This is a genomic window from Streptomyces sp. DSM 116793, from assembly GCF_057320905.1.
The window spans coordinates 1,802,905-1,828,806 of sequence record NZ_CM170494.1 but is presented as its reverse complement, the minus strand read 5'-3'; the positions used below and the strand labels follow the sequence as shown (position 1 = coordinate 1,828,806).

General features: G+C 75.0%; 21 protein-coding genes and 1 pseudogene. 8 read left to right on the top strand and 14 right to left on the bottom strand.

The window, feature by feature from the left end; translation table 11 throughout:
* Nucleotides 1-111: 111 nt before the first annotated feature.
* The 4 genes and pseudogenes from ACSMXW_RS07635 to ACSMXW_RS07620 all read right to left on the bottom strand — a co-directional run.
* Nucleotides 112-1,089: an N-acetylmuramoyl-L-alanine amidase gene (locus ACSMXW_RS07635; RefSeq protein ID WP_485807882.1), complete on the bottom strand. Its 978-nt coding sequence runs from the start codon at nucleotides 1,087-1,089 to the stop codon at nucleotides 112-114.
* Between the two features lie 18 nt (nucleotides 1,090-1,107).
* Nucleotides 1,108-1,809 carry a class I SAM-dependent methyltransferase gene (locus ACSMXW_RS07630; RefSeq protein WP_485804708.1) on the bottom strand — a complete coding sequence of 234 codons (702 nt, stop codon included), beginning with the start codon at nucleotides 1,807-1,809 and terminating at the stop codon, nucleotides 1,108-1,110.
* 142 nt (nucleotides 1,810-1,951) lie between these two features.
* Nucleotides 1,952-2,971: a glycoside hydrolase family 5 protein gene (locus ACSMXW_RS07625; RefSeq protein ID WP_485804707.1), complete on the bottom strand. Its 1,020-nt coding sequence runs from the start codon at nucleotides 2,969-2,971 to the stop codon at nucleotides 1,952-1,954.
* 240 nt (nucleotides 2,972-3,211) lie between these two features.
* Nucleotides 3,212-3,850, bottom strand: a pseudogene (locus ACSMXW_RS07620) (SGNH/GDSL hydrolase family protein); the annotation flags it as partial.
* A 760-nt stretch (nucleotides 3,851-4,610) separates the two neighbouring features.
* Here ACSMXW_RS07620 and ACSMXW_RS07615 point away from each other — a divergent pair.
* Nucleotides 4,611-4,937 (top strand): nuclear transport factor 2 family protein, encoded by a 327-nt coding sequence (locus tag ACSMXW_RS07615; RefSeq protein ID WP_485804706.1) that lies wholly within the window; start codon nucleotides 4,611-4,613, stop codon nucleotides 4,935-4,937.
* Nucleotides 4,938-5,224: 287 nt separating this feature from the next.
* Here the strand turns inward: ACSMXW_RS07615 and ACSMXW_RS07610 are convergent, their stop codons facing one another.
* Entirely contained in the window at nucleotides 5,225-7,207 is a 1,983-nt protein-coding gene (locus tag ACSMXW_RS07610) for an MFS transporter (RefSeq protein WP_485804705.1), read from the bottom strand.
* Between the two features lie 361 nt (nucleotides 7,208-7,568).
* Between ACSMXW_RS07610 and ACSMXW_RS07605 the strand changes: the two genes are divergently transcribed.
* On the top strand, nucleotides 7,569-9,053 hold the full coding sequence (locus ACSMXW_RS07605) for an MFS transporter (protein WP_485804704.1): 1,485 nt from the start codon (nucleotides 7,569-7,571) through the stop codon (nucleotides 9,051-9,053).
* Between the two features lie 107 nt (nucleotides 9,054-9,160).
* Here the strand turns inward: ACSMXW_RS07605 and ACSMXW_RS07600 are convergent, their stop codons facing one another.
* Nucleotides 9,161-9,802, bottom strand: coding sequence for a response regulator (locus tag ACSMXW_RS07600; RefSeq protein WP_485804703.1), 642 nt, complete (start codon nucleotides 9,800-9,802; stop codon nucleotides 9,161-9,163).
* A 485-nt stretch (nucleotides 9,803-10,287) separates the two neighbouring features.
* Between ACSMXW_RS07600 and ACSMXW_RS07595 the strand changes: the two genes are divergently transcribed.
* Nucleotides 10,288-10,503, top strand: coding sequence for a hypothetical protein (locus ACSMXW_RS07595; protein ID WP_485804702.1), 216 nt, complete (start codon nucleotides 10,288-10,290; stop codon nucleotides 10,501-10,503).
* 70 nt (nucleotides 10,504-10,573) lie between these two features.
* Complete coding sequence (locus ACSMXW_RS07590) at nucleotides 10,574-11,323, top strand: DUF1990 family protein (protein WP_485804701.1); 750 nt, start codon at nucleotides 10,574-10,576, stop codon at nucleotides 11,321-11,323.
* Here the strand turns inward: ACSMXW_RS07590 and ACSMXW_RS07585 are convergent.
* From ACSMXW_RS07585 to ACSMXW_RS07565, 5 genes are all read right to left on the bottom strand, one after another.
* The gene (locus tag ACSMXW_RS07585) at nucleotides 11,274-12,056 is read right to left on the bottom strand and encodes a DUF1990 family protein (RefSeq protein WP_485804700.1); all 783 of its coding nucleotides are present in this window, start codon (nucleotides 12,054-12,056) and stop codon (nucleotides 11,274-11,276) included. The genes ACSMXW_RS07590 and ACSMXW_RS07585 overlap by 50 nt on opposite strands.
* A gap of 178 nt (nucleotides 12,057-12,234) precedes the next feature.
* Entirely contained in the window at nucleotides 12,235-13,551 is a 1,317-nt protein-coding gene (locus ACSMXW_RS07580) for a sensor histidine kinase (protein ID WP_485804699.1), read from the bottom strand.
* Nucleotides 13,552-13,741: 190 nt separating this feature from the next.
* A complete protein-coding gene (locus tag ACSMXW_RS07575) occupies nucleotides 13,742-14,461 on the bottom strand; it encodes an ABC transporter permease (RefSeq protein WP_485804698.1) in 720 nt (239 codons plus the stop codon).
* Nucleotides 14,461-15,504 (bottom strand): ABC transporter ATP-binding protein, encoded by a 1,044-nt coding sequence (locus tag ACSMXW_RS07570; protein WP_485804697.1) that lies wholly within the window; start codon nucleotides 15,502-15,504, stop codon nucleotides 14,461-14,463. Before ACSMXW_RS07570 ends, ACSMXW_RS07575 begins: the two co-directional genes overlap by 1 nt.
* Nucleotides 15,505-16,533: 1,029 nt before the next feature.
* Entirely contained in the window at nucleotides 16,534-18,063 is a 1,530-nt protein-coding gene (locus ACSMXW_RS07565; RefSeq protein ID WP_485804696.1) for a hypothetical protein, read from the bottom strand.
* Between the two features lie 479 nt (nucleotides 18,064-18,542).
* Here ACSMXW_RS07565 and ACSMXW_RS07560 point away from each other — a divergent pair, with 479 nt between their 5' ends.
* From ACSMXW_RS07560 to ACSMXW_RS07550, 3 genes are read left to right on the top strand one after another with little or no spacing between them, the layout of a single operon-like run.
* On the top strand, nucleotides 18,543-19,454 hold the full coding sequence (locus ACSMXW_RS07560) for a Nif3-like dinuclear metal center hexameric protein (RefSeq protein ID WP_485804695.1): 912 nt from the start codon (nucleotides 18,543-18,545) through the stop codon (nucleotides 19,452-19,454).
* The gene (locus ACSMXW_RS07555; RefSeq protein WP_485807880.1) at nucleotides 19,451-20,194 is read left to right on the top strand and encodes a zinc ribbon domain-containing protein; all 744 of its coding nucleotides are present in this window, start codon (nucleotides 19,451-19,453) and stop codon (nucleotides 20,192-20,194) included. Before ACSMXW_RS07560 ends, ACSMXW_RS07555 begins: the two co-directional genes overlap by 4 nt.
* Before the next feature lie 18 nt (nucleotides 20,195-20,212).
* Nucleotides 20,213-21,610 carry a bifunctional RNase H/acid phosphatase gene (locus ACSMXW_RS07550; RefSeq protein WP_485804694.1) on the top strand — a complete coding sequence of 466 codons (1,398 nt, stop codon included), beginning with the start codon at nucleotides 20,213-20,215 and terminating at the stop codon, nucleotides 21,608-21,610.
* A 122-nt stretch (nucleotides 21,611-21,732) separates the two neighbouring features.
* Here the strand turns inward: ACSMXW_RS07550 and ACSMXW_RS07545 are convergent, their stop codons facing one another.
* Nucleotides 21,733-22,767 (bottom strand): LacI family DNA-binding transcriptional regulator, encoded by a 1,035-nt coding sequence (locus ACSMXW_RS07545; RefSeq protein ID WP_485804693.1) that lies wholly within the window; start codon nucleotides 22,765-22,767, stop codon nucleotides 21,733-21,735.
* 342 nt (nucleotides 22,768-23,109) lie between these two features.
* On the opposite strand from ACSMXW_RS07545, the gene eda reads away from it, so the two are divergent.
* Nucleotides 23,110-23,751, top strand: coding sequence for a bifunctional 4-hydroxy-2-oxoglutarate aldolase/2-dehydro-3-deoxy-phosphogluconate aldolase (gene eda, locus ACSMXW_RS07540; protein ID WP_485804692.1), 642 nt, complete (start codon nucleotides 23,110-23,112; stop codon nucleotides 23,749-23,751).
* Nucleotides 23,752-23,828: 77 nt separating this feature from the next.
* On the opposite strand, the gene ACSMXW_RS07535 is transcribed toward eda, so the two are convergent.
* Both ACSMXW_RS07535 and yaaA read right to left on the bottom strand, forming a co-directional pair.
* Nucleotides 23,829-24,569 (bottom strand): GH12 family glycosyl hydrolase domain-containing protein, encoded by a 741-nt coding sequence (locus tag ACSMXW_RS07535; protein WP_485804691.1) that lies wholly within the window; start codon nucleotides 24,567-24,569, stop codon nucleotides 23,829-23,831.
* Nucleotides 24,570-24,914: 345 nt separating this feature from the next.
* Nucleotides 24,915-25,715 (bottom strand): peroxide stress protein YaaA, encoded by an 801-nt coding sequence (gene yaaA, locus ACSMXW_RS07530; RefSeq protein ID WP_485804690.1) that lies wholly within the window; start codon nucleotides 25,713-25,715, stop codon nucleotides 24,915-24,917.
* Between the last annotated feature and the right edge of the window lie 187 nt (nucleotides 25,716-25,902).

Below are 25,902 nucleotides of genomic sequence, written 5' to 3'. Positions count from 1 at the left end.
CTGGGGACCGCGGTGGCCGCGGGGTGCGAAGCGCGGGGGTGGCCCCCCATCGTAGGGGCGACACTATCGTCATCCCGCGCGAGGTGTCTGCCCGGTCATGGGCTTGTGACCTCACTCGTGCAGGAAACCCGTGATTCCGTCGGCGATGCCCTGTGCGGCCTTCTGCCGCCACGCGCTGTCCGTCACGTCCGCGGCGTCCCGGGCGTCGCGCATGTTGCCGCACTCGATGAAGACCTTGGGCACCCGGGAGAGGTTGAGTCCGCCGAGGTCGTCCCGGACGTCGAGGCCGGTGCCGCCGCCGATGTAGTTGGCGGGCGCGCTGCCGGTGTCGTGCGCGAAACGGTCCGCGACCGACTTCCCGAGCTCCCGCGAGGGTCCGGCGATGGCGCGGGTGTCCGCGCGGCCCCGGTGCACCGCCGCGGGCAGGATGACGTGGAAGCCGCGGTCGCCCGCCGGGGCGCCGTCGGCGTGCACGGAGATCGCGGCGTCCGCGTGGGCGGCGTTGCCGATCCGGGCGCGCTCGTCGACGCAGGGCCCCCAGGAGCGGTCGCCGTCCTGCGTCAGCAGGACCTTGGCGCCCTGCCGCTCCAGCAGCGTCCGTATGCGGCGTGAGACGTCGAGGGTGAACCGGGCCTCCGGATATCCGGCGTTGGTGGCCGTGCCGGTGGTGTCGCACTCCTTCGCGTCCGTGCCGATGTCCACCTTGCGGTTGATCTCGGTGGGGTGCCGGTAGTTGTTCGGGTTGTGCCCGGGGTCGATCACGACGACCTTGCCCGCGAGCGGGCCGTGGGCCGCGTGCCCGGAGGCGCTTGGGGCGGGCGCCCCGCCAGGGCCCGGCGCGTTCCCGGGGGTTCCGCTGCCGCCCGCGGAGGCGCTGGGCGCGGCCTGCGTGGTCGAGGCGCCGGGACCCGCGGCGCCGCCGGTGCCCGCGCCGCCGTGTCCCGTCCCGCCCGCCGCCTGCCAGACGAGCCAGCCCACCAGGGCGGTCGGCACCAGCGCGGCCACCGTCACGGTCAGCGGCCCGCGCAGCGGGCGCCGCCGCGGACGGGGACCGTCGGGCGGCCCGTAGGGGGCGCGGCCGGAACTCATGTACGACACGCCCCGACTCTAGACCGCCGTCCGGGCGACCCGCTCGGGCACCGGTCCGGTTCTGCGCAGCACCCGCAGCGAGCGCACCGCCGCGATCTGGGTGAACTCGCCCGACTCCACCGCACGCCGGTGGATCCGGTACGGGGCCTGGCCGCCGTCCGCGGGATCCGGGAACACGTCGTGGATCACCAGCAGGCCGCCCTCCGCGACCTGCGGCGCCCAGCCCTCGTAGTCGCCCGTCGCGTGCTCGTCGGTGTGGCCGCCGTCGATGAAGACGAGCCCGAGGGGCTGCCGCCAGAGCCGGGCCACCTGCGGGGAGCGGCCGACGACCGCCACCACGTGCTCCTCCAGGCCGGCCTTGAACAGCGTCCGCCGGAAGGCGGGCAGGGTGTCCATCCGGCCCACCGCGGGATCGGGGTCGACCAGCTCCGGATCGTGGTACTCCCAGCCGGGCTGCTGCTCCTCGCTGCCGCGGTGGTGGTCGACCGTGACCGCGGTGACACCGGCGTCCCGGGCCGCCGCGGCGAGCAGCAGCGTCGAACGGCCGCAGTACGTGCCGACCTCCAGCAGCGGCAGCCCCAGCGCCGCGGCCGCACACGCCGCCGCGTACAGGGCGAGCCCCTCGTCGCGCGGCATGAACCCCTTGGCCGCCTCGAAGGCCGCGAGCACCTCGGGCGCGGGCACCTGCCCCTCGATCACCGGCGCGGGCTCGGCGGCCATGGGTTCCTCCAGCTCGGCGTGGGGCGCGGCACCGGGCGTGCGCCGGCTGCGCAGGCCCGGTGCCCATGCTGCCGTACGCCCCCGCCGCCGGGGGCGGCGGGGGCGTACGGCGCGGGGCGGCCACGGCGTGGCGGCCCCGGGCTCAGTTGTAGACCGTGGCCTGCCTGGCCGTCGCCCTGATGCCGTTGGCGCCGTTGAAGATCCGCTGGCCCCAGCCGGTCAGGGACTGGCCGTTGAAGTTGTTGACCATGTCCAGGTAGGCGACGTCACTGCTGTTGCCGCTCCACGACCAGCCCAGGTAGCCGATGCCGAGCTGCTGGGCGGTCGCCATGATGGTGTCCTCGTCGGGGTTGCCGTCGGTGTGCTGGTTGCCGAACTCGCCCACGGCGATCGGCAGGCCCGCGCGCACGAACGTGTTCAGATAGCTCGTGATCTCCGCCGCGGTGTCGTAGACCCCGTACATGTGCACGGAGAACAGGGTGTTGTGCCGGCTGTCCGCCGCCGCGACGGTCGCGGCGTTGTTCTTCATCGTGCCGTCCCAGTCCTGGCCCCAGCACGGCGCGTCGACCATCAGGGTCTGCTGGATGCCGGCGCCCCGCAGCTTCTGGATGGCGCCCTGGGTGGCGGCGGTCCAGCCCGAGGTGTTGTTGTTGCCCCAGGGCTCGTTGCCGATGTTGACGATGGTGTAGGCCTCCTGGCCCTGTAGCGCGCTCTTGATGCCGATCCAGTAGTCGGCCGCCTGGGAGAGGGTGATGGCACCGCCCTGCTCGCCGTAGCCGGTGGTGTCATGGGCTTCGAGGATGCAGACGAGCTTGTTCTGCTTGCACTGGGCGACGATGTTCGCGACGTCGCTCGCGCTGTTCTGCGTCCAGCGGGCGCCGGTGCTCAGCACGACGCGGACGCTGTTGGCGCCCAGGGCCTTGATGTCCTTGAGCGACTGGGCCGTCTTGTCGGGGTACCAGGCGTGCGCTGCGCTGACGCCCCGCAGGACGAAGGAGCTGCCGTTGCCCTCGACCAGCTTGCCGCCGCTGATGTGCAGGCCGGTCGCGGCGGGCGCGGCCGTGGCCGGCTGGGCGGGGCCGACTCCGGCCAGGGCGAGGCCGGTCAGGGCCGCGAGGGCCCCGAGGGCCGTGGAGAAGCGCCGGCGGGTGAACGTTCGCATGTGTACGACTCCAGGGATCGGGCGTCCCGGACGGGGGTGTGGGACGCGTACGGAAAGAGGGCGGCGCCACCGGTCGCGCCCGTTCGGGGCGCGTCCTGACGCCGGGCCGCGCCCGGCGGGGCCGCGGGGCCGCGGGGCCGCAGGCCCCAAGTCCCAGGCCGCAGGCCGCCGCCCGCCGACCGCCGACCGGTCGCGCGGGCAAGCGCAGCGCCCCCGCCGGGTGGGGACTCACCGAGCCCGGTCGGCGGGTGGGGCGGCGACGCCGGGACGAGTGAGCCCCGGGGTCAGGAACCTGCTCAGCGCCGGGTACCACCGCCCCGCGATCTTCACATTGCCCGCATCGTTGGGGTGCACGCCGTCGTAGGTGTCGGTGGCGGTGCTGAAGCCCGTCCACTGGTCGACGGCGACCACCGGCGACTGCGCGGTGCTGATGCCGGCGGCCCACTGCGGGATCCGCGCGTTCAGATCCCGGACCCGCTGCCCGCACTCGGGGCAGTTGGACGGTGCCATGGGCAGGATCTGCGCCACCAGCACCTTCATCGCCGGGTTCTCGGCGCGCATCTGGGTCACCAGCTTGGTGAACGCGGCGAGGACGGTGTCCGGGGACTTGTTGCTCCAGACGTCATTGGTCCCGAAATGCATGACAACGATGTCGGGATGGGTGGCGGCGAGCCATCCCGGCAACTGGTTCTGGTCCGCCGTGACGGTCGCCAGCGCGCCGCCGTGGCCTTCGTTGTCACCGTCGTACGGCACGCCGCAGCCCTGCGGGCCGAGGGTGCCGACGAAGTCGATCGAGGTGTAGCCGGCGCTCTGCAGCCGGTCCCAGAGCAGGGCGCGCCAGCAGCCGGGGGATCCGGTGATCGAGTCGCCCAGCGGCATGATGCGGACCGGGGCCGCGGCTGAGGCGGGATGCTGGGCGGCCCCGGTCCGGGCGGCGGTGCCGCCCTGTGTGGTCTGTGTGGTCTGTGCGGTGTGTGTGGTCTGTGTGGTCTGAACGGCCGGACCGGCCTCGGCCGAGGCCGCGGGTTCCGCGAGGGCCAGGGCGAAGGCCGGGGCCAGCAGGGCCGTGAGCGTTCGCCGGAGATGTCTGCCCCACATGGCCGAACCTCCTTGTGTGGACGGAGCGTTGCGCGGGCGGTGCCGCCGCGTGCGGGTGCCGGGCCGGCTCATCGGTGTGCGGATGCGCGCGGGGCGGCCGACCGGGCGGTGTGGCGGGTGGCGGCGGTTGGGGAGCGGTGTACGGGGTGGAAATGGGAGCGCTCCCATTGCCTCACATGACCTCATGTTGTCGTAAATGGGAGCGCTCCCATTGCCTCACATGACCTCATGTTGTCGTTGCCATGTCAAGAGTCGGGGTGTGATCGCGTGGGGCGGGCTCGGCGAGGGGCGGAGGTTCGGTGGAGGGCGGGCTCGGTGTGGGGCGGAGGGCGGGCTCGGTGTGCGGGCGCCGGGGCAGGGGCCGGACGTCCCGGCCCGCGGGGCAGCGTGGCTCAGGGGTGTGGTCCGAGCCTCGGATGCGATCATTCCGGTGCGGCCCTAGATTCCGGTGCGTCACCCGTGGGGTTGCCCGCTCACCGGCACCGCTGCCGTGCTCCATTCACACCATGTTCTGTTCCACCTGCACCATCGGGAGTGATCCATGGCCACCGCTGCCCTGCCCGTCCCCGTCCGGCGCGCCCTCGACGCGGCCAACAACGGCGACACCGAGGCGTTCCTCGACGTCTTCACGGAGGACGGCGCCGTGAACGACTGGGGGCGCGAGTTCCGCGGCCGCGATGCCATCCGGGGCTGGAGCGACGCGGAGTTCATCGGCAAGCAGGTCACCCTCGACGTGACCGGCACCCGGGCGGACGGCGACACCGTCACCGTCAGCGCCCAGGTCGGCGGCAGCGGATTCAACGGCCCGTCGGACTTCGCGTTCACGGTCGAGGGGGACCGGGTGAGCCTGATGCGGATCACGGGCTGAGCTTCCCGTCCCCGGCGGGGCGTCTTCGGCGGCCGGCGCGGGGCGGTCCCGGCGCGGGGCGGTCCCGGCGCGCCGGGACCGGACGGGCCCTCCGGCGGTGCGCCTGCCGTTCCCCGCGCCTCCGACGGGGCCCGCACGCATTCCGGTGTCCGGTGCGGGAGCAGGGGTACGACCACCACCTCCGCGGCTGCCGTGCCGCGAGCCGGGCGCCGTCGGCGGGTCCGCGGAACGGCGAGGGCCCCGGGCGCCGCTCGTCGAGCGGCGCCCGGGGCCCTCGGGCCGACGGGTCACGCCTCGGCGCGGGGCCGTTCGAAGGCGGGCGCGGGCGCGGGGGCGGGCTCGGTGCGCTGGGCGGGGACCAGGGCCGGGAGGGTGAGGGCGACCTCCACGGGGCGGCCGGAGACGGAGTACGTGGCCGCGGAGGCCCGGGGGGCGTGGCCGGCGGCCCGGGCGGCGAGCACATACGAACCGCCGGCGGGCACCGTGAGGGCGTAGCGTCCCTGCGCGTCCGTGAACGCGGCGCCGGCCTGCCGGCCGCGGCCGTCGATCAACGTCACCTTCGCGCGTGCCACGGGCGCACCGGAGGAGTCCAGCACCCGTCCGTGGAATCCGCCGCGGAGGGCCGCACCCGTGGCGGCAGCGGTGGCCGTCGGCTCGTGACCGGCGGCGACGGCGGCGACGGCGGCCATCGGCTGGGCGGCGACGCCGGCGGGCACCGGGTCGGCCGCGGCGACGGCCACCTGCTCCGCGGCGGGCGCCGCGCCCTCGTCCGCGGCCGTCGGCCGGTTCGGCTGCTGCGCACGCCCGGGCCGGCGCGACGGCAGGAACAGCGCGAGCACCACACCGCCGGCCACCGCGGCGGTGGCGATCATGAACGACACCCGGAAGCCGTGCATCGTCGGCACCACGAGCCCGTCGGGCGTCACGTCGGCCGTGCGGGCCAGCACCATGCCGATGACGGCGCTGGAGACGGACGTGCCGATGGAGCGCATCAGCGTGTTGAGGCCGTTGGCGGCGCCGGTCTCCGACGGGTCCACCGCGCCGATGATCAGGGCCGGCAGCGAGGAGTACGCGAGGCCGATGCCCGCGCCCACCACCATCGAGATGATGACGGTCTGCCAGGGCGCGCTCATCAGGCCGAGCCCTGCGCCGTAGCCGATGCCGATGACCACCATGCCCATCAGCAGCGAGATCTTGGGCCCGTAGACGGCGGACAGCTTGGCGTAGAGCGGGGCCGTGAGCATCATCGTCAGCCCGAGCGGGGCCACGCAGAGACCGGCCACCACCATGGACTGGCCCAGGCCGTAGCCGGTGGCCCTGGGCAGCTGGAGGAGCTGGGGGAGCACCAGCGAGATGGCGTAGAACGCGACGCCGACCATGATCGACGTGAGGTTGGTGAGCAGCACCTCGCGGCGGGCGGTGGTGCGCAGGTCCACCAGCGGGGCCGTGAACCGCAGTTCCATCAGGCCCCACAGCAGCAGGATCAGCACCGCGGCCCCGAACAGGCCGAGGGTCGTCGGCGAGCCCCAGCCCCAGTCGCTGCCCTTGGTGACCGGCAGCAGCAGGAGTATCAGGCCGATGGTCAGGCCCAGGGCACCGATCAGGTCGAACTTGCCCTCGGCGCGCACCGAGGACTCCGGCACCACGAACACCGTCAGCAGGATCGCCAGCACGCCGAGGCCGGCGGCCATGAAGAACAGCGCGTGCCAGTCCAGGTGCTGGGCGACCAGCGCGGCGCCCGGCAGCGCGAGGCCGCCGCCGACGCCGATCGAGGAGCTCATCAGCGCCATGGCGCCGGCCAGCCGCTCGCGCGGCAGCTCGTCGCGCATCAGGCCGATGCCGAGCGGGATCGCGCCCATGGCGAAGCCCTGGAGCGCACGGCCGACGATCATGACCAGGAGCTGGTCGGTGAAGCCGCAGACGAGGGAGCCGATCACCATGACGGCGAGGCTGGTGAGCAGCATGCGCCGCTTGCCGAAGAGGTCGCCGAGGCGGCCCATGATCGGGGTGGCCACGGCTCCGGCGAGGAGCGTGGAGGTCATGACCCAGGTGGCGTTGCTCGCGGAGGTGCTGAGCAGGGTCGGCAGATCCTTGATGACCGGCACGAGCAGCGTCTGCATCACGGCGACCGTGATGCCGGCGAAGGCGAGGACGGGGACGATGCCGCCGCTGCGGGCGCGGTGCTTCTCGGGGTCCTCGGGAAGCCCGGACACCGGAACGGCGGTCTCATGGGCCGCCGTTCTTGGGTGCTGGTCGGTCGTCTGGGTCATTCTGTGCGGCCTCCAGGGCGGAGTGAGAAGGGTTGCTTCGGGCGCTTCGGGCGAGCCGGCCGGTCCTGCGTGCCCGCGGGCCGGCATGGGCGGCCGGGGGCAGGGCCGTACGACAATACGTGGTACATGAACTCACCCGGAGCGGGCGGTATTCCGAGGGATATCGTACGAACACCAATCTTGACCTGTTCGTGACTCGCGCCGATTCCCCGGCCGGGTTTCGCGCTCCGGCTCCCCGCCCCCGTCCCCCCCGGGTGCACTCTTCCGCTCCCGCTCTCCTGGCCCCGGACGGGTCCTAGGCCCACCGGACCAGCTCCGGTGCTGCGAAATCCCGATGCACGAGGGGCCGGGCGCTGCGACCATGACCCCCATGCCGACAGCCGCCGAGGAACCCGCGACCACCGTCCGCCGCACCCCGGTGCCGACCTGGCTGGTCGTGCTCACCACCTGCGCGGGGCAGTTCCTCGTCGTGCTCGACGTCTCCGTGGTCAACGTGGCGCTGCCCTCGATGCGGACGGACCTCGGGCTGAGCGCGGCGGGGCTGCAGTGGGTCGTCAACGCCTACTCGATCGCCTTCGCCGGCTTCATGCTGCTCGGCGGCCGGGCCGGCGACGTCTTCGGGCGCAAACGCACCTTCGTCGTGGGCCTCGCCCTCTTCACGCTCGCCTCCCTCGCGGGCGGCGTCGCCCAGGAGGGCTGGCAGTTGCTCGCCGCCCGCGCCGTGCAGGGCCTGGGCGCCGCGGTGCTCGCCCCGGCCACGCTGACCATCCTCACCTCGGCCGTCCCGGAGGGCCCGGCACGCGCGCGTGCGATAGCCACCTGGAGCGCGGTGGGCGGCGGTGGCGGCGCCGCGGGCGGCCTGGTCGGCGGGGTGCTCACCGACGCGCTGTCCTGGCGGTGGGTGCTCCTGATCAACGTCCCGGTCGGCGCGCTGGTGCTGGCCGCGGCGGTCCGCTGGGTGACCGAGAGCAGGCGCGGCGGCATCCGCCGGCGGCTCGACCTGCCGGGCGCGGTGCTGGTCACCGCGGGCGCGGCCGTGCTCGCCTACGGCATCGTGGAGACCGAGGCGGCCGGCTGGACGGCTCCCGAGACGCTGGTCCCGCTGGTCGCGGGCCCGTTGCTGCTGGTCGTCTTCCTGCTGGTGGAGGCCCGCACCCGGGCGCCGCTGATGCCGTTGGAGCTGTTCAGGCTGCGGCCGGTCGCCGCCGCCAACGCCGCCATGTTCATCTGCGGCGCCGGCATGATGTGCATGTGGTTCCTGATGACCCTGTACGCCCAGAACGCCCTGGGGTACAGCCCCTTGGGGGCCGGGGTCGCGCTGGTGCCCAGCTCGGTGAGCATCATGGTCGGCTCCAAGGTCGCGCCCCGGCTGATGCCGGGCCTCGGCGCCAGGAACGTGGCGGTGCTCGGCGTACTGATCGCCATGGTGGGGTTCGCCTGGCAGTCGACCATGCGGGCGGACGGCGGCTATGTCACCTCGATCCTGCTGCCGGGTGTGGTGATGATGCTCGGGTCAGGCCTCGCGTCGACCCCGCTCGCCTCCCTCGCCACTTCGGGCGTCGAACCGGGGGACGCCGGCCTGGTCTCCGGCCTGATCAACACCTCCCGCACGCTCGGCGGCGCGCTCGGTCTCGCCGTGCTCTCCACGGTGGCCGCGTCCCGCACGGCCGGCGGCACCGGCCCCGCGGCCCTCACCGCGGGCTACGCCCTGGCGTTCCGCTGCGCGACCGCCATCCTGGCCGGCGCGGTCGTCGTCATGGTGCTGTGGATTCCCCGGCGGGCCCGCCGCCCGGCCCCCGCGCTCGGCGAGCCGGAGCCGGAGCAGGCGGCCCAGCGGCAGCACTGAACGGGCGGTGCGGCCGGTCGCGTGCGGTGCTCGCACGGCCCGCCGCCCGTCCGGTGCCGCGCGGCGCCGTACGGTGCGCGGCCGGCGGTGACCGGTGAGCGGGTGCCTCAGAGCCACCCCTGCTGCCGTGCCTCCCGGACCGCCTCCATGCGGTTGCGTGAGCCGGTCTTGCCGATGGCCGACGAGAGGTAGTTGCGTACCGTCGACTCCGACAGGTGCACCTTCGCGGCGATGTCCGCGACCGTCGCACCGTCCGCCGACGCGACCAGGACCTCGCGCTCGCGGGGCGTCAGAGGGTTGGGGCCCGCGCTGAGCGCCGCGGCGGCCAGTGCCGGATCGACGACGGTCTCGCCCGCGAGCACCCGCCGGATCGCGGCGGCCAGCTCCTCCACGGGGCCGTCCTTGACGAGGAAGCCCGCCGCGCCCGCGTCCATGGCCCGCCGCAGGTACCCGGGCCGCCCGAACGTCGTCAGGATCAGCACCCGGCACTCGGGGCACCGCCGGCGCAGCTCCGCCGCCGCGTCCAGGCCACTGCACCCGGGCAGTTCGATGTCCAGCAGTGCCACGTCGGGCCGGGTGCCGAGCGCCGTCGGCACGATCGCGTCCCCCGCGCTCACCTGCGCGACGACCTCCATGTCGTCCTCCAGGCCGAGCAGCAGGGCCAGCGCGCCGCGCATCATCCCCTGGTCCTCGGCGAGCAGGACCCTCGTACGTGTCTCCCCGGCGTCCCCGGACGGCTGCGCGGTCATGCGGAAGAGGGTACGGCCGGCCCCTCGTACGGTGCCGGGCTGGGCGGTCGCGGGGTGCGGCGCCGGGACGGGCGCGTGGTGGGGGACGGGTGTGTGTGGTGCGGGGGGCGGGGGGAGGGCATGCCGCGCGGGGACGGGTGTCTGGGCGTCGGGCATGCCGCGCGGGGACGGGTGTCTGGTGCCGGGCGGGTGCGGCGTGCCGGAACGGTGTGCGGTGCCGGAACGGGCGCGGCGTGCGGCCGGGCGGTCGCCGGGGCGGACGGTCGCGGCGAAGGGCGGACGGTCGCTGCGCGCGGCGTCCGCGGGGGTGACGGCTGCGGGGGTGACGGCCGCGGGGCGGCGTGGTGCTCGGGGCGCCGTCGCGTCATATATGTCCTATGCTCCCTATATCAGAAGAAATCGTTATACCAGAAGGAATCGCCCGTGCCGGTGCAGGCAGCCGGCTGCGGGCGGGCCGTGCGCGGAGGTTGCCCAGGGAGGTCGGCATGCCCGTCGCTGAGGTCCTGCACCGGGCCGGGCTGCGCCGGGTCCACCTCGAACTGGCCTCGCTGGGCTCGGTGGTGCTGTGCATCGGGTTCTGGACCCGCGCCAAGGGCTACGACCAGGACGAGCGCGGCAACGCCGAGCGCCGGGCGCTCTTCGTCGGCCTGTGGCCGCCCATGTTCTGGCTGATCGGCCAGTCCGTGGCGGAGTACGAGTAGCCGCCCGGCGGACCCGCCGTGGTGTGCGTGCGGCTCCTCGGGCCCGGGACGCCGGCGAGGGGGCGGCCGGATGCCGCGTGAACACCGTCTGTACCGCGCCGGTGCGGCGCGGGCCCTGGACGCCCTGGCCCGGCTCGACGTCACCTACACGCCCGTGCCCGGGTCCCCGCCGGCCTGGAACGCGGGCTGGAGCCTGGACGAGCTGCGCTGCACGGTGGCCCGGGAGCCGCCGGGCGCCCCCGTTCCCGGCGGCGCCTGGCAGATCGCCCGCCGCCTGGTGCGCGACTACCAGTTCGCCGATCCGCGTATCCTGCGCGCCCTGTACCGGCCCGGTGCCCCGCTGCCCGGCCGGGACATGCTGCTGGAGGGCCGCTTCCTCGGGCTCCGCTTCGACATGGGCGTCCGGGTCACGTCGGTGGTCGACGGTACCTTCGGCACCGGCACGGCGGCCCGGCGCGTCTGGGGCTGGCGGTACCGGACCCTCCGGGGCCACCTGGAGGAGGGCGAGCTCACCTGTCTGGTCGTCAAGCACCTGGCGACCGGCGAGGTCGAGTTCCGCATCACGGGCCGCTCACGCCGCGCCCCGATCCCGAACCCGCTCGTCAGGTTCGGCTTCCTGCTGTTCGGCAGGGCCACCCAGCACCGGTTCCTGCGCGCGGCGGGGCGCCGCCTCACCCGGCTGGTCGACGCCGAACTGCACGGTGCGCCGCCCGTCCCGGTGGAGACGGTGCCCGGCGACGAGAGCCTCGCCGTCGCCCCCGCCCTGCCGTTCAGCAGCCCGGCGTGGCGAGGCAGAGCGGCTCGGGGACGGCACGCGTGACGACGGTGACCCCGCCCCGGGTGCGGCCCCCGGAGAACCGGGCGACCCGCAGGCAGAAGTGCACCCACATGTTGAACTGGATCTCCTTGGCCATCCGCAGCCTGCTGTACAGCAGGTCCGCCCACCGGTCGCCGCCGCGCGCCCACGTCTCCACCTCGAAGAGCAGCGCCTCGCCGTCGCCGGCGGTGCGGAACTCGATCTGTCCGGCCTCCAGGTGCCCCTGGAGCGTCGCGAACCGCAGCGAGGTGGCGTCCCGGTGCACCACCCGCACCGGGCCGTCCCAGGGCCCCGGCATCTGTACCCGGTACTCGTCGGCGATCTCGGCGCTGCCGGGCACGCCCGCCGTCTTGTGGAAGACGGCGGCGGCCGAGGGCGCGGCGCGGTTCACGTCCACCGCCACGGCGGACATCAGCGACTCGGGCGTCATCCGGCTGCCCAGGATGCGCACCGAGAACCGCCGGTGGAACATCGGACCCGCGCCGTCGGCCAGCGGCTTGCTGCGCTCGTCCACCAGCGCCGGGGGCAGTGGCGGCGGCAGGTCGGTGCGGTCGCCCACGCACTCGGAGCGGTGCAGTGCCGTGACCCGCCAGACGTACCGCCAGGTGACCAGGGCGATGCCGGCCGGGAAGCGGAGCAGGACGCCGATCCGGCGCCCGGCCGACGGCTGCCCCGGCCGGCGCGGGCGCCGCGGCCGACGCGGCCGGAGCGGCCGGGAGGTGCGCGGTGCGCTCACGGCCTCAGGATGACACCGGCCCCCGGATCCCGCCCGGCGGCGACCCCGCCGCCGGTCGTGCTGGTCGCGTCGGTTGCGCCGTCGGTTGCGGCGGTCGCGCCGGCCCGCACCCCCCGTCACCCCTGTCACAGCCGTCATCCCTGTCACCCTCGTCACTCGTGTCAGCCGCGTCCGCCTGCTACGCCCCCGAGGCGGTCCGGGCGGCCGTGACGCCCGCGGCCGGGCCGACCTTGGGCGCCGTGTCCTCCGGCGCCGGCTCCACGGGGAGTTCGGCGGACACCAGGAACCCACCGCGCGGCCCCGGGCCCGCGGTCAGGGAGCCGCCCGCGGCGGCCAGCCGCTCGGTGAGCCCCTTCAGCCCGGTGCCGCCGACCGCCCGGCCGTCCACCACGTCCGCCGTGTCCACGGTGTCCACGGTGTCCCGCCCGGCGCCGGCCGCCCCGCCCCGGCCGTCGTCCAGGACCCGCAGACCCACCCGCTCCGCGCTGCCGGCCACGGTGATCTCGCAGCGGCCCGCACCGCTGTGCCTGACCACGTTCGTGACCGCCTCGCGGACCACCCAGCCGAGCAGCGCCTCCTGCTGGGCGGTGAGCGGCGGGCCCGACCGGCGCACCACCGCCTCGACGCCCGCCGCCGTCAGCGCGGAGCGCGCCCGGTCCAGCTCGGTGGTGAGGCTCCCCTCCCGGTAGCCGGTGACGGCCTCGCGGATCTCCGTGAGGGCCTGGCGGCCCACCGACTCGATGTCGGTGACCTGCGCGAGCGCCGCGTCGAGGTCGCGCGGTGCGAGTCGCCGCACGGCCTCCGCCTTGACCACCACCACCGAGAGCGTGTGGCCCAGCAGGTCGTGCAGGTCACGGGAGAACCGCAGCCGCTCGCGCTCCACCGCGCCGCGGGCCAGCTCCTCGCGGGTGGCCCGCAGTTCCTTGACGGTCTCGGAGAGCGCCAGGATCGCCGCGGTCACCATGCCGGAGATGAACGTTCCGTAGGCGAAGGCGACCGCGTCCCAGCCGCCGATCCTGGCGCCCGCGGTCAGGCCGGCGAGTGCGGTGGTGACGAACATCACGCGCCCCAGCGGTCGGCCCCGCAGCACCGCGCCGACGGCCAGCGCGAACAGCGGGCAGAACACCAGCCATGTGCCGCCGTAGGCCCCGGCGAGCCCGAAGGCGACCACGGCCATCGCGACCAACAGCCAGCGGGTGGACCGCGCCTCGCGCTTGGCCTGGTCGAAGGCACGGAAGACCACCGAGACGTAGAGCGAGTTGAAGATCAGCAGGCCCAGCCCGCCGATCCACGGCTCAGGGGTCTTGCCCTGGACCAGGTGGGACACCGAGCCCAGTCCCATCAGCAGCCACGGCAGCAGCGCGAACCCGTTCGGCGGGCCGATGTGCTCGGCCCGCCGCGCCCGGCGCCGCCGGCGCCGCGCCAGCCACCCGCCCTCGTCGGCCTCGTCCGTGACCGGGCAGGCGGAGGCGGTCAGGTCGTTCTCGGGGGACATGGGGCCTCCTGTGACGCCGCTGGGATCGGGCGCGTGCCCCGGGCAGGGGCAGGACGTGGTGAGCGCCGGTCGAGCCGGGTACGGCGTGGTGCCGGGCCGGGGCGGGACATGGTGCCGGGCAGGGCCCCCGGCGTCCGCCGCGCCGGTGGGGCGCTGCCGTCGGGGCGGGCCGCCCGGCCGGGCCCGGCGGTCACACCGTGCGGGCGGACTTGCGGTATGCGAACACAGCGTACGAGCCGAAGGCCAGCAGCCAGAGGGCCAGCACCGCGACCGTGCCGGCCGAGGGCGGGGTCCCGTCCGTCGCCGACACGCCGAGCGCCGCGAACCGGTTGGTCGGGGTGTACGACGACAGCGCGCGCAGCCAGCCGGGGAACAGGTCCACCGGGAACCACAGGCCGCCCACGATGGACAGGCCCAGGTTGCACGCCACGTTCACCACGCCGGTGGTCTGTGCGGTGAGCCGGTAGCCGTTGCCGATCCCGAGGAGGGTGAACGGGAACGCGCCCAGCCACAGCAGCACGGTGACCAGCACCCACTGCCAGGCCGCCAGGCGCACCCCGTTGACCAGGCCGCCCGCCAGCAGCACCGCGACGATCGCGGGCAGCACGATCACCGAGCCGGTCAGCGCCCGCCCGATCACCACGCTCCGCGGGCGCATCGGCGTGACCCGCAACTGCCGCAGCCACCCGATCGACTTGTCCTCGGCGACGCCGGTGCCGGTGCTCAGCGCGGAGCCCAGCGCTCCGTACGCCGCCATGCCCACCATCGAGGCCGTCTTGAAGGTGCCGTCGGCGCCGTCGCCGATGTTGGTGAAGAGCAGGTACATCAGGACCGGCATCCCGATGCCGAAGATCACGAAGCCGGTGTCGCGCAGCGTCCTGCGCACCTCGAGGACCAGGTAGTCGAGCATCACACCGTCTCCCTCGCCACAGCGTCCGCCGGTTGTCCGGTGGGCTGCTCCCCGGCCGTCCGGCCCGGACCCGGATCCTCCGCGTCCGCGCCGTCCCCGGCGTGGGCCCGCGTGTCACCGGACCCGGACGACGTCAGCGCCAGGAACGCGGTCTCCAGCGATGCGGCGGTGACCTCCAGGCCGCGTATCGCGCCGCGCTCGGCCAGCGCGATCACCGTGGCGTCCGAGTCCGTGGAGCGCAGGTGCGCCCGGTCCCCGCGGACCTCCACCGCGGTCACGCCCGGCAGCCCGGTCAGGCCCCGGGTGCCACGGCCCGCCAGGTCGAACGAGACGAGGTTGCCGCCCGCGGCCCGCTTCAGCTCGTCGCCGCTGCCGTCCGCGACGATCCGGCCGTGGTCGATGACCACGATCCGGTCGGCGTGCTCGTCGGCCTCCTGAAGGTAGTGCGTGGAGAAGAGCACGGTGTGGCCGCGCCGCGCGTAGGCCCGCATCGACGCCCAGAACGCCCGCCTCGCCGCCACGTCCAGCGCGGCCGTCGGCTCGTCGAGCACGATCAGCGCGGGATCGCCGACCAGCGCCACGGCGAACCGGACGCGCTGCGTCTGACCGCCCGACAGGCGGTCCACGCGGCGCCCGGCCAGCTCGGTGATGCCCGCGAGCTCCAGGGCCTCGGCGACCGGCATCGGCGCCGGGTACCGCCGGCCCACGAAGGTGACCAGCTCCCGCACGGTGACGCGGCGCACCGGCCGCCCCTCCTGCAGCATCGCCCCCACCATTCCGGACTGCACGGCACGCTCGGGCCGCTCGCCGAAGAGGCGCACGGTGCCGGCGTCCGGTTCGTTCAGGCCCAGCAGCAGCGAGATGGCGGTGGACTTGCCGGCGCCGTTGCGTCCGAGCAGTGCCACGCACTCCCCGCGTGCGATCTCCAGGTCGACGCCGTCGACGGCCCGTACGGCGCCGAAGGCCTTGACCGCCCCCGTGAAGGACACCGCCCACGCCACGCCCCCGGGGCCCGTGGCGGCGGTGCCAGATGTCATATCCATGGCCACGACCCTAGAAATCCCACACCCACGCCCACCAGAAGCGCACGTACCATTTCCCCCAGGACAAATGTCCCAACACCCCCGAGGCAAGGCCACACCCACCAGACCCACGGTGAACGGCGCGAGCAACCACGGACGGGCTGCTGGTGGGTCGATGGCGGGACTGCCCCCGGGGGGCGCCGTAGGCGCCGTTGGAAGGGGCGCGGGGAACTGCGCGAGCAACCACCCACGGGCCGCTGGTGGGTCGATGGCGGGACTGCCCCCGGGGGGCGCCGTAGGCGCCGTTGGAAGGGGCGCGGGGAACTGCGCGAGCAACCACCCACGGGCCGCTGGTGGGTCGATGGCGGGACTGCCCCCGGGGGGCGCCGTAGGCGCCGTTGGAAGGGGCGCGGGGAACTGCGCGAGCAACCACCCACCGGCCGCTGGTGGATCACGACGGGGACCGCCCCCGGACCGGGGCGCCGCAGGCGCGTGCGAAAGGGGCGCGGGGAACTGCGCGAGCAACCACCCACGGGCCGCTGGTGGGTCGATGGCGGGACTGCCCCCGGGGGGCGCCGTAGGCGCCGTTGGAAGGGGCGCGGGGAACTGCGCGAGCAACCACCCACCGGCCGCTGGTGGATCACGACGGGAACCGCCCCCGGACCGGGGCGCCGCAGGCGCGTGCGAAAGGGGCGCGGGGAACTGCGCGAAGAACCGGCCACCGGCGGTCAGCCGGTCCCCGACGGCCCCCACGGCGGGGGCGCCGAAACCCGGAGGCCCGGCACCAAACGCATGGTGCCGGGCCTCGCGCTGTGGACGGACGTCAGGCCGCGTGCGCCGCATCCGCCGATCCGGACGGTTTGCGATGACGGCCCCGAGGGGCCGTCTCCTCGTCGTGCGCGGACACCTGCCCACGATGCTTGCCCGGCCCGGTCGGCTGCTCGGCCTCGCGGGGCCAGGCCGTCGGCCGGGAAGTGGCGTCCGTACTGGCTTCGGTCATCGGAAGGTTCACCCCGTCAAACAAGATCCCTACGGTGTAGCCGGGTGAGTCTAACCGGCGGCCCTCCGACCGATGAGAGGGGCCTCCTGCAAAGGTGCGTTCTGCAAAGGCGCCTCCTGCAACGGAACGGGCCGGAAGACGCCCTGGGACACGGCACCCGCGGGTACGGCCCCGCCGGGCACGGGACCGCCCGCGAGCACGGGACCGCCCGTGGGCACCGGGACGGCCGCGGGCACCGGACCGGGCCCGCCCACCGCGGACGCGTGGCGGCCCTCCGACGACGCGGCGGCCACGGCCCGCACCCACGACGCCCCGGCCACGGCCCGAGCCCCCGTCCTCGTCCCGGCCGCCGTCCCGCGACCCGCACGGGCCGGCGGCCGGCCGGGGCCGGAGCCCTGCGGGGGCGCGGGCAGCCGGGCCAGCCCGCACGGCACGTTCCTCGTCGCGTACGGCAGGTGCAGCATGCCCTCGCGGGTCCACGCCCCACAGCCGGTCAGCCACCCCTCGGGCGCCGGGAGGTGGTGCAGGGTGCGCTCGGCAGGGCGCCACATGCCGAGCCAGGTGCCCGCGGCGCCGTCGATGCGCAGCGCCACGGCACACCGCTCCGGGGTCAGCGCCTGCCCCGGCTGGATCGCGAACGGCGTGATCGCGCAGTCCGGCAGCCGCAGGCACTCCGGGAAGCGCACCGGGAGCGTGCCGCCCAGCACGCCCCAGGCCAGCCGCTCGTGCCCCGGGGACGGCGCGTCCGAGCGGATCAGCAGCAGCCCGCTGTCGGGGTCGGCGAGCAGCAGCCGGTCGGTGCTGTCCTCGGTGATCTCCAGCAGCGGCGACACCGAGCCACCGCGGCCGAGGTCCACCGTCACCGTCTTCGTCCGCCCCTGGTGCTCCTGGTCGACGGCGAGCAGCCGGCCGGTGCGCTCCAGCCAGGCGCCGCCGGTGCAGCGGCCGGGCAGCTCGGCGACCGCCCGGGGCGACGAGAAGCCGCCCGCCACCAGCCAGACGGCGGTCGACCGGGCCCCGACGGCCAGGGCGTACGCGCGCCGCCCGCCGGGCGGCGGCGGCAGCAGCCGGACCGCCGGACAGTCCCGGTCCCCGGGGTCGTCCGGGGCGACCGGGCAGTCCATCGAGCCCAGCGGGATCTCGCGGGTGCCGGGGCTGGTGGGGTGCAGCAGGGCGAAGACGTGGCGGTGGCCGTGGGTGCGGTGGATGAGCACCCGGCCGTCGCCCATCGGCAGCACCTCGCTGCTCCGCTGCTCGGGGCGCCGGGCGGGCAGCGCCACCCGGTAGGGCTCGGGCCCGTCCAGCGTCCAGCGCTCCGGGAACCAGTACGGGCCGGCCTCCTCGCCGGCCGCGCCCCCGCCGGGCGCCCGCTCGTCCGGGGCGGTCGCGTCCCGCTCCGGTCCGCCGCGCGTGCATCCGTCCCGCGCGACCTCGATCCGCTGGAACCGGTCCCGCACGGGTCCGCCCCGTACGAGCCGCGCCGCATAGGTCCCGTCCGCGGAGAGCGTGCACTCCACGGACGGCCGGCGGAACGGTTTGTCGTCGCTCCCCGCCGAGGCCTCGATGGCACAGACAGTCATTGCTCGGTCACCTCCGGTGACAGAAGCTACGTTTTTCTGGCCCCCGCCGCCCTGGGCGCCCACCCCCCTTTCACACAGACGGGTGGCACTCGCCCCGTTCCCCCACGAACACCCCACCACCTGTGCTGCACCGGCCCATGGCCCGGGAGAAACCGCACACGGCACGCGGACGTGCGGGCCGCCCCGCAAGGGGCGCGGGGAACCGCGCGCCAAGCCCCCACCGGCGGGTGGCCGGGAAACGACCGCAGGGGGCTGGGCGAGTGGCCGGGCCGGGACCGTACGCGGCGCGCAGGCGTGCGGGCCGCCGCCACGAGGGGCGCGGGGACCTGCGCGCCAAGCCCCCACCGGCAGGTGGCCCGGGGACAGACCGGAAGGGGCTGGGCGGGCGGCCCGGCACAACGACGCCGGGGCCGCCCGCGGCAGCCCGGCCCAGCCCCGCCCCACCCCGCCCCCACGACCGGCCAGGTAGCCTGTGACCCGTGCCCCGTCTGTCTGAAGTCCTCACCGCACTCGACACGCTGTGGCCCACAGAGCACGCGGAGAAGTGGGACGCGGTCGGCACGGTCTGCGGCGACCCCGACGCACCCGTCTCCCGGGTCCTGTTCGCCGTCGACCCCGTCCAGGAGATCGCCGACGAGGCGGTACACCTCGGCGCCGACCTTCTCGTCACGCACCACCCGCTGTACCTGCGCGGCACGAGCACCGTCTACGCGGGCACCTTCAAGGGCCGCGTGGTGCACACCCTGATCAAGAACGACATCGCCCTGCACGTCGCCCACACCAACGCCGACCGCGCCGACCCGGGTGTCTCCGACGCCCTCGCCGGCGCCCTCGGCCTGCGGATCACCGGACCGCTGGTGCCCGACCCCACCGACCCGGGCGCCCGCCGGGGCCTCGGCCGGATCTGCGCGGTCGAGCCCGCGCTCACCGTGCGCGAGTTCGCCGCGCTGGCCGCGGCCAGACTGCCCGCCACCGCCCAGGGCATCCGCGTCTCCGGCGACCCGGACGCCCCGGTGCGCACGGTCGCGGTCAGCGGCGGCTCGGGTGACGGCCTCTTCGACGAGGTACGGGCCGCGGGCGTGGACGCCTTCCTCACCGCCGACCTGCGCCACCACCCGGTGTCCGAGGCCCGCGAGCAGGGCCCGCCCGCGCTGCTCGACGCCGCCCACTGGGCCACCGAGTGGCCCTGGTGCCAGGTGGCCGCCGCCCAGCTCGACACGGTCTCCGAGCAGCGCGGCTGGGGCCTGCGCACGCACGTCTCATCCACCGTCACGGACCCCTGGACCGCGCACGCCGCCCAGGCGCTCGCCCTGCCCGAGGAGTCCGTCCCTGTCCCCGGCGCGGCCGTCGCCGCCGCCGCTTCCGACGATGCATCTGGAGCCCCCAACTGAAAGCCGAGCCCGCCGACCAGATCCGACTCCTCGACGTCCAGGCACTCGACACGCGCCTCCAGCAGCTGGCGCACCGGAGGAAGTCGCTGCCCGAGCTCGCCGAGCTGGAGACGCTGCAGAAGGACCTCGCGCAGGTGCGCGACCTGCTGATCGCGGCGCAGACCGAGGAGAGCGACTGCGCCCGCGAGCAGACCAAGGCCGAGCAGGACGTCGACCAGGTGCGCCAGCGCGCCGCCCGCGACCAGCAGCGGATGGACTCCGGCGCCGTCACCTCCCCGAAGGACCTGGAGAACCTCCAGCACGAGATCGCGTCGCTCGCCAGGCGGCAGAGCGACCTGGAGGACGTCGTCCTGGACGTCATGGAGCGCCGTGAGTCCGCGCAGGCGCGGGTCGCGGAGCTGACCGAGCGCAGCGCCTCGGTGCAGGCGAGGATCGACGACGCCGCCGCCCGCCGCGACACCGCGCAGGAGCAGCTGGACACCGAGGCCGCGTCCGTCACCAAGGAGCGCGAGGTGGTCGCGGGGTCCGTCCCCACCGACCTGCTGGCGCTCTACGAGAAGCTGCGCGAGCAGCAGGGCGGCATCGGCGCGGCCAAGCTGTACCAGCGGCGCTGCGAGGGCTGCCGCCTGGAGCTGAACATCACCGAGCTGAACGAGGTCCGCGACGCCGCCCCTGACACGGTGCTGCGCTGCGAGAACTGCCGCCGCATCCTGGTCCGTACCGCCGAGTCCGGCCTCTGAGCGGCCCGGAGGTCTGATATGCGAGAGCTCATCGTCGAGGCCGACGGCGGCTCCCGGGGCAACCCGGGGCCCGCCGGGTACGGCGCCGTGGTCGCCGACGCCGTCACCGGGGACCTGCTGGCCGAGACCGCCGAGTACATCGGGGTGGCCACCAACAACGTCGCCGAGTACAAGGGCCTGCTGGCCGGGCTGCGGGCCGCGCACGCCATCGACCCCGCGGCGCGGGTGCACGTCCGGATGGACTCCAAGCTGGTCGTCGAGCAGATGTCCGGCCGTTGGAAGATCAAGCACCCCGACATGAAGCCGCTCGCGGCGCGGGCCGCCGCGGTGTTCCCGCCCGGACAGGTCACCTACGAGTGGGTGCCGCGGGAGCGGAACAAGCGCGCGGACCGGCTGGCCAACGAGGCGATGGACGCGGGCAAGCAGGGCAGGCCCTGGGCACCCAGGGCGGCGGCCCCGGCGCCGCCGGCGGCACCCGCGGCCCCGCCCGGCGACGCGGCGGCCGGCGCCGCCCGGGCCCGCGCCGCCATCTCGTCGTCCCGCTCCGCGACCCGCCGCGCGGAGCGCCCTACTGACGGTGCCTCGGCCCCCGGTGGCGGCACGCCCGGCACGCCGCCCGCCGCCGGGTTCGGCGGCGCGGCCGGTTCGGACCCGACCGCCGCGGCGGCCGAGACCGGCGGAGCGGACGCGAGGGCCGCCGACGAGCGTGCGGCGCGCAGCGTCGCGGAGCGTGGCCGGGAGACCGCGGGCCCCGCGGCGACGCCGTCCGTGGGGTGGGCGCCCGCGGACCTCGGCGCACCGGCCACCTTCGTCCTGCTGCGGCACGGCGAGACCCACCTGACGCCTCAGAAGCGCTTCTCCGGCAGCACCGGCACCGACCCCGCCCTGTCCCCGGCGGGCCGGGCGCAGGCCGAGCGTGCCGCCGAGGCGCTGGGGGCCCGCGGCACCGTCCAGGCCATCGTCAGCTCGCCCATGAGGCGGTGCCGCGAGACCGCCGCCGCCATCGCCGCCCGGCTCGACCTCCCGGTCACCGTCGAGGACGGCCTGCGCGAGACGGACTTCGCGGACTGGGAGGGCCTGACCTTCGCCGAGGTCCGCGAGCGGTACCCCGCCGACCTGGACGCCTGGCTGGCCTCGCCGGCCGCGGCCCCGACCGGCGGCGGCGAGAGCTTCGAGGACGTCGCCCACCGCGTGGCCGCGGCCCGGGACAAGCTGCTCGCCGCGTACGCGGGCCGCACGGTGCTGCTGGTCAGCCATGTGACCCCGGTCAAGACCCTGGTACGGCTCGCCCTGGGCGCCCCGTCCGAGGCCGTGTTCCGCATGGAACTCTCCGCGGCCTCCCTGACCGCTATCGCCTACTACGCGGACGGGAACAGCAGCCTGCGCCTGTTCAACGACACCTCGCACCTCCGCTAGGACCCGACGGGACGCCCGCCAGTGCCTGACCGCGCGTCCGCCAGGACCCGACCGGACGCCCGCCAGTACCTGACCGGGCGTCCGCCGGGGCCTGACGGGACGTCCGCCAGGCCTGACAGGTCTCAGTCGCCGGCGCCCAGCCCGTCCCCGTCATCCCCCACCGGCCCCGAACTGGCCCTGACGGTCAGCTCCGGGGCCAGCAGGGTGATCTCGTCCACGGGCTCGCCGGCCAGCTTGGCCACCACCAGCTCGACCGCCCGCCGGCCCATCTCCTGGGCGGGGATGGCGACCGAGGTGAGCCGGACCGACGCCTGCACCGCCACCTGCTCGGGGCAGACGGCCACCACCGACACGTCCTCGGGCACCGCACGGCCCCGCTGCCGCAGCAGGGTCAGCAGCGGCTCGACCGCGTACTCGTTCTGGACGATGAACCCGCTGGTGCCGGGCCGTTCGTCGAAGATCCGGGCCAGCGTGGCGGCCATGGCCGCGTACCCGGCCTCGCACGGCCGGTGCAGCACCCGCACGCCCAGCTCGCCGGCGCGGGCCCGGACCCCGTCCAGGGTCCGCACGGCGAAGCCGGTGTGCCGCTCGTACACCGCCGGCGCCTCGCCGATCACCGCGAGCTCCCGGTGGCCCAGGGCGGCCAGGTGGGTCACGCAGAGCGCGCCGGTCGCATGGAAGTCGAGGTCCACGCACGTCAGCCGTTCCGTGTCGGAGGGCAGCCCGATGAGCACCGCGGGCCGGCCGCTCTCCCGCAGCGAGGGCAGCCGCTCGTCCTGGAGTTCCACGTCCATCAGGACCATCGCGTCCGCCAGCGAGCTGCCCGTGATCCGCCGCACCGCCTCCGGGCCCTCCTCGCCGGTGAGGAAGAGCACGTCGTAGCCGTGCGCGCGGGCGGTGGTGGCGACCGCGATGGCGATCTCCATCATGACCGGCACATAGACGTCGGTACGGAGCGGCACCATCAGGGCGATGATGTTCGAACGGCTGCTGGCCAGCGCGCGCGCTCCCGCGTTCGGGTGATATCCGAGCTGCCGGATGCTGTGCTCCACCCTCGCGCGCGTGGCCGCCGAGATGGACCGTTTGCCACTGAGGACATAGCTCACCGTGCTCGCCGAGACCCCGGCATGCTGAGCGACCTCGGCGAGAGTGACCATGTGCGTCTCCAGTGCGGGCGGGGCGGTGGGACACCCGCAACGTACCCGGCGGGGCGGTGGCCGCCCCGACCGGGCTCGGACCTGGTGGCGGCGCCCCTGGTGCCTCGCGTCGGCCCGGCCCGGGGAGGCGCGACGGGGGCGACCCCGCTGTGCCGGTCGCGACGTGGCGGTTCCGTGGTGGTCGCGCGCGCCGTCCTCGGCGCCTGTGCGGGGCGCGGCCCCGGTGGGCGGGGCCCCGCCGGCGCGCGGCCCTGTGGAGTGCGCCTTGACCGTCATCCTGTCGTATTGCATGAACTGCAACGGTCTTTGCGGTGCCTGCGGGGTCGGGGGCAGGATGAGGCCATGACTTCTCTGCCGCCCTCCGTGCTCGATCTCGCCCCCGTCATCCCGGTCGTCGTCGTGGACCGCGTCGACGACGCCGTGCCGATGGCGCGGGCGCTGGTCGAGGGCGGTCTCACGGCGATCGAGGTGACGCTGCGCACGCCGGTCGCACTCCGGGCGATCAGGACCATCGCCGAGGAGGTGCCGGAGGCGGTGGTCGGCGCGGGCACAGTGGTCTCTCCCCGGCACGCGGACGAGGCGGTGGCGGCCGGGGCGCGCTTCCTGGTCAGCCCGGGCGTCACACCGGCGCTGCTGGACGCGATGGAGGCGTCGGGAGCGCCGTTCCTGCCGGGGGTCTCGACCGCCTCCGAGGTGATGGCGCTGCTGGACCGCGAGGTGCGGGACATGAAGTTCTTCCCGGCGGAGGCCGCGGGCGGCGCGCCCTTCCTGAAGTCCCTCGGCGGACCGCTGCCGTCGGCCCGGTTCTGCCCGACCGGCGGCATCACGCACGCGTCGGCGCCCGAGTACCTGGCGCTGCCGAACGTCCGCTGCGTGGGCGGTTCCTGGATGCTGCCCAAGGACGCGGTGGCCGCCGGGGACTGGCCGCGGGTCACCTCCCTCGCCAGGGACGCGGCGGCGCTCACCGCGGCCGGCACCGGCTGAGGCACGCCCGCCCGGGCCGGGGAGCCCGGAGCCGGGGCGCGGGCGGGACCGTTCCCCGCCGGTGCCGGCGGCGCCCGTCAGCGCGACGACACGCTGAACCGGTTCGTGGTGAAGGCGAGGCCGCCGGGCGACGAGGTGATCTCGTAGCCGAACTGCACGTCACCGATCGTCTCGCCGCGCCACCAGCCCTGCTGCTCGATCCACTTCAGGATCGGCAGGATGTCCACCGTGCCGGACGTGGAGTCCGAGGTGCGCAGGAATGAGAAGACCTGGTTGGAGCCGTTGTCGCCCTTGTAGACCGCCCACTGGCTGCCGCCCAGCGAGACCGTCGCCTGCTGGCTGCCGATCGGGCCCACGGCGCCGTTGTAGTTGACCCAGAGCATTATCTCGTAGTCGTAGTCGGTGTCCCAGATGTCGTACGAGGTGTTGTACGAGCCGCCGGACGGCACCGTGACGTTGTAGCTGCTGGTGAGCGAGGCGAGCGAGGACAGCGGCTTGTTGACGACCTTCTTGGCGTTCGGGTACGACTTCACCCCGCCGGTCGCCGGGTGGTCCGCCGTCACGCCCCAGGTGCTGGACGAGTCGGCCCAGATGGTCTGGGTGCCCGCGCCGGAGCCCCAGATGTTGTTGTAGAGGGTATAGCCGTCCGGGGTGGTCCAGGTGCCCCACTGGTCGGACGAGGTCCACGCGTGTGCCGCGGCGAGCGCGGGGGCGGCGTGGCCGGGGGCGGCCTGGACGGGGGTGACGGAGAGGCCGAGTAAGGCGGCCCCCGTGACGGCGGCGGCGAGCAGGAGCCCGCCCGGTGTGCGACGTGCCATGGTTGTCCCTTTCCATGGTGTGGGGGATGACGCGGGGAATCGATGCGCTTCGACGGGAAGGACGGGAAGGCGTGCGCCCGAGAGTCGGCTCTGTGGCCCCCTGATCGCGGTGGCGGTGCGGGAAGGGCGAGACAGCCGAGGTGACGGGCGTCCTCAACGGGCCTCAGGGAGCCGTTCGACGCGGGCGTTCGATCGAAGCGCTTCGACGACCGGCGACGAGGGTAGAGGACGGCGCGTGCGCGCACAAGGGAGCGGCGGGGGCCGGGAGTTGGGAACGGGCCCGGGGTCGGGGAGTCGGGAACGGGCCCCGGGAACGGGCCGCGGGTCGGGGCCGCCGTGCCCGGGTCAGTGGAGGTCCGTCACCACCACGTCCAGCGCCCACGGCCGGCCCGCCCCGCCGGTCGTGGCCACCTCCACGGTGAAGCCGAGGTCCCGCAGCGTCTCGACGAGGCCGGCCGGGGTCCCGGGCGCCGCGCCCGAGGCGAGCAGGCTCCGCACCAGACGCCCCTTGGTGGCCTTGTTGAAGTGGCTGACCACGGAGCGCCGTTCCACCCCGTCGACCATCTCGGACTGCAGCACCCGCACCGTCGCCGTGCGCTCCGCGACCTGCCCCTTCGGCCGCCAGGCCGCCGCGTACGCGGACGACCGCAGGTCGAGCACCAGGCCGCTGCCCGCGGCCTCGGGCAGCACCTCGGCCATCACCGGCCGCCAGTGGGCCCCGAGCGCACCGAGCCCCGGGAGCTTGACGTTCATGGCGCACCGGTAGGGCGGGATGCGGTCGGTCACCCGGACCGCGCCCCACAGCCCCGAGAACACCAGCAGCGAGCGCGCCGCCCGCCGCTTCGCCGCCGCGTCGAGCGACGCCAGGTCCAGCGCGTCGTAGAGGACGCCCGTGTACAGGGCGCCCGCGGGCCGCGTGCCCGCGGTCCGCAGCTCGGCGTTCTTGGCCACCTCGGCGCGCTGCCCCTCGCTCAGCCCGAGCACCTCCCGGGCCTTCTCCTCGTCCCCTGAGCAGAGCTCCACCAGCGCGTCCAGCACCTCACCGCGCGCGGCCCCCAGCCCCGGCAAGGACAGCCCCGCCACGTCCACGGGTGCCCCCCGCCCCGCGGAGGCCTTCCCTTCGGACGGCGGCAACAGCACGAGCACGATCGGGTCTCCTCGGTCGTTTCGGGGGCGGGTACGGGGCATGGCCCGGCACCAGATTACGGGGTGGTTCGTGGCGGGCGGATCCGTGCCGCCACGCGACGGATACGCAGGCCTTGCTCGCCGGTCCTGTGCCACGATCGAGGGAAGACCCCTCGATCCGGTGGACGGTTGATCAACGATGCCCGAG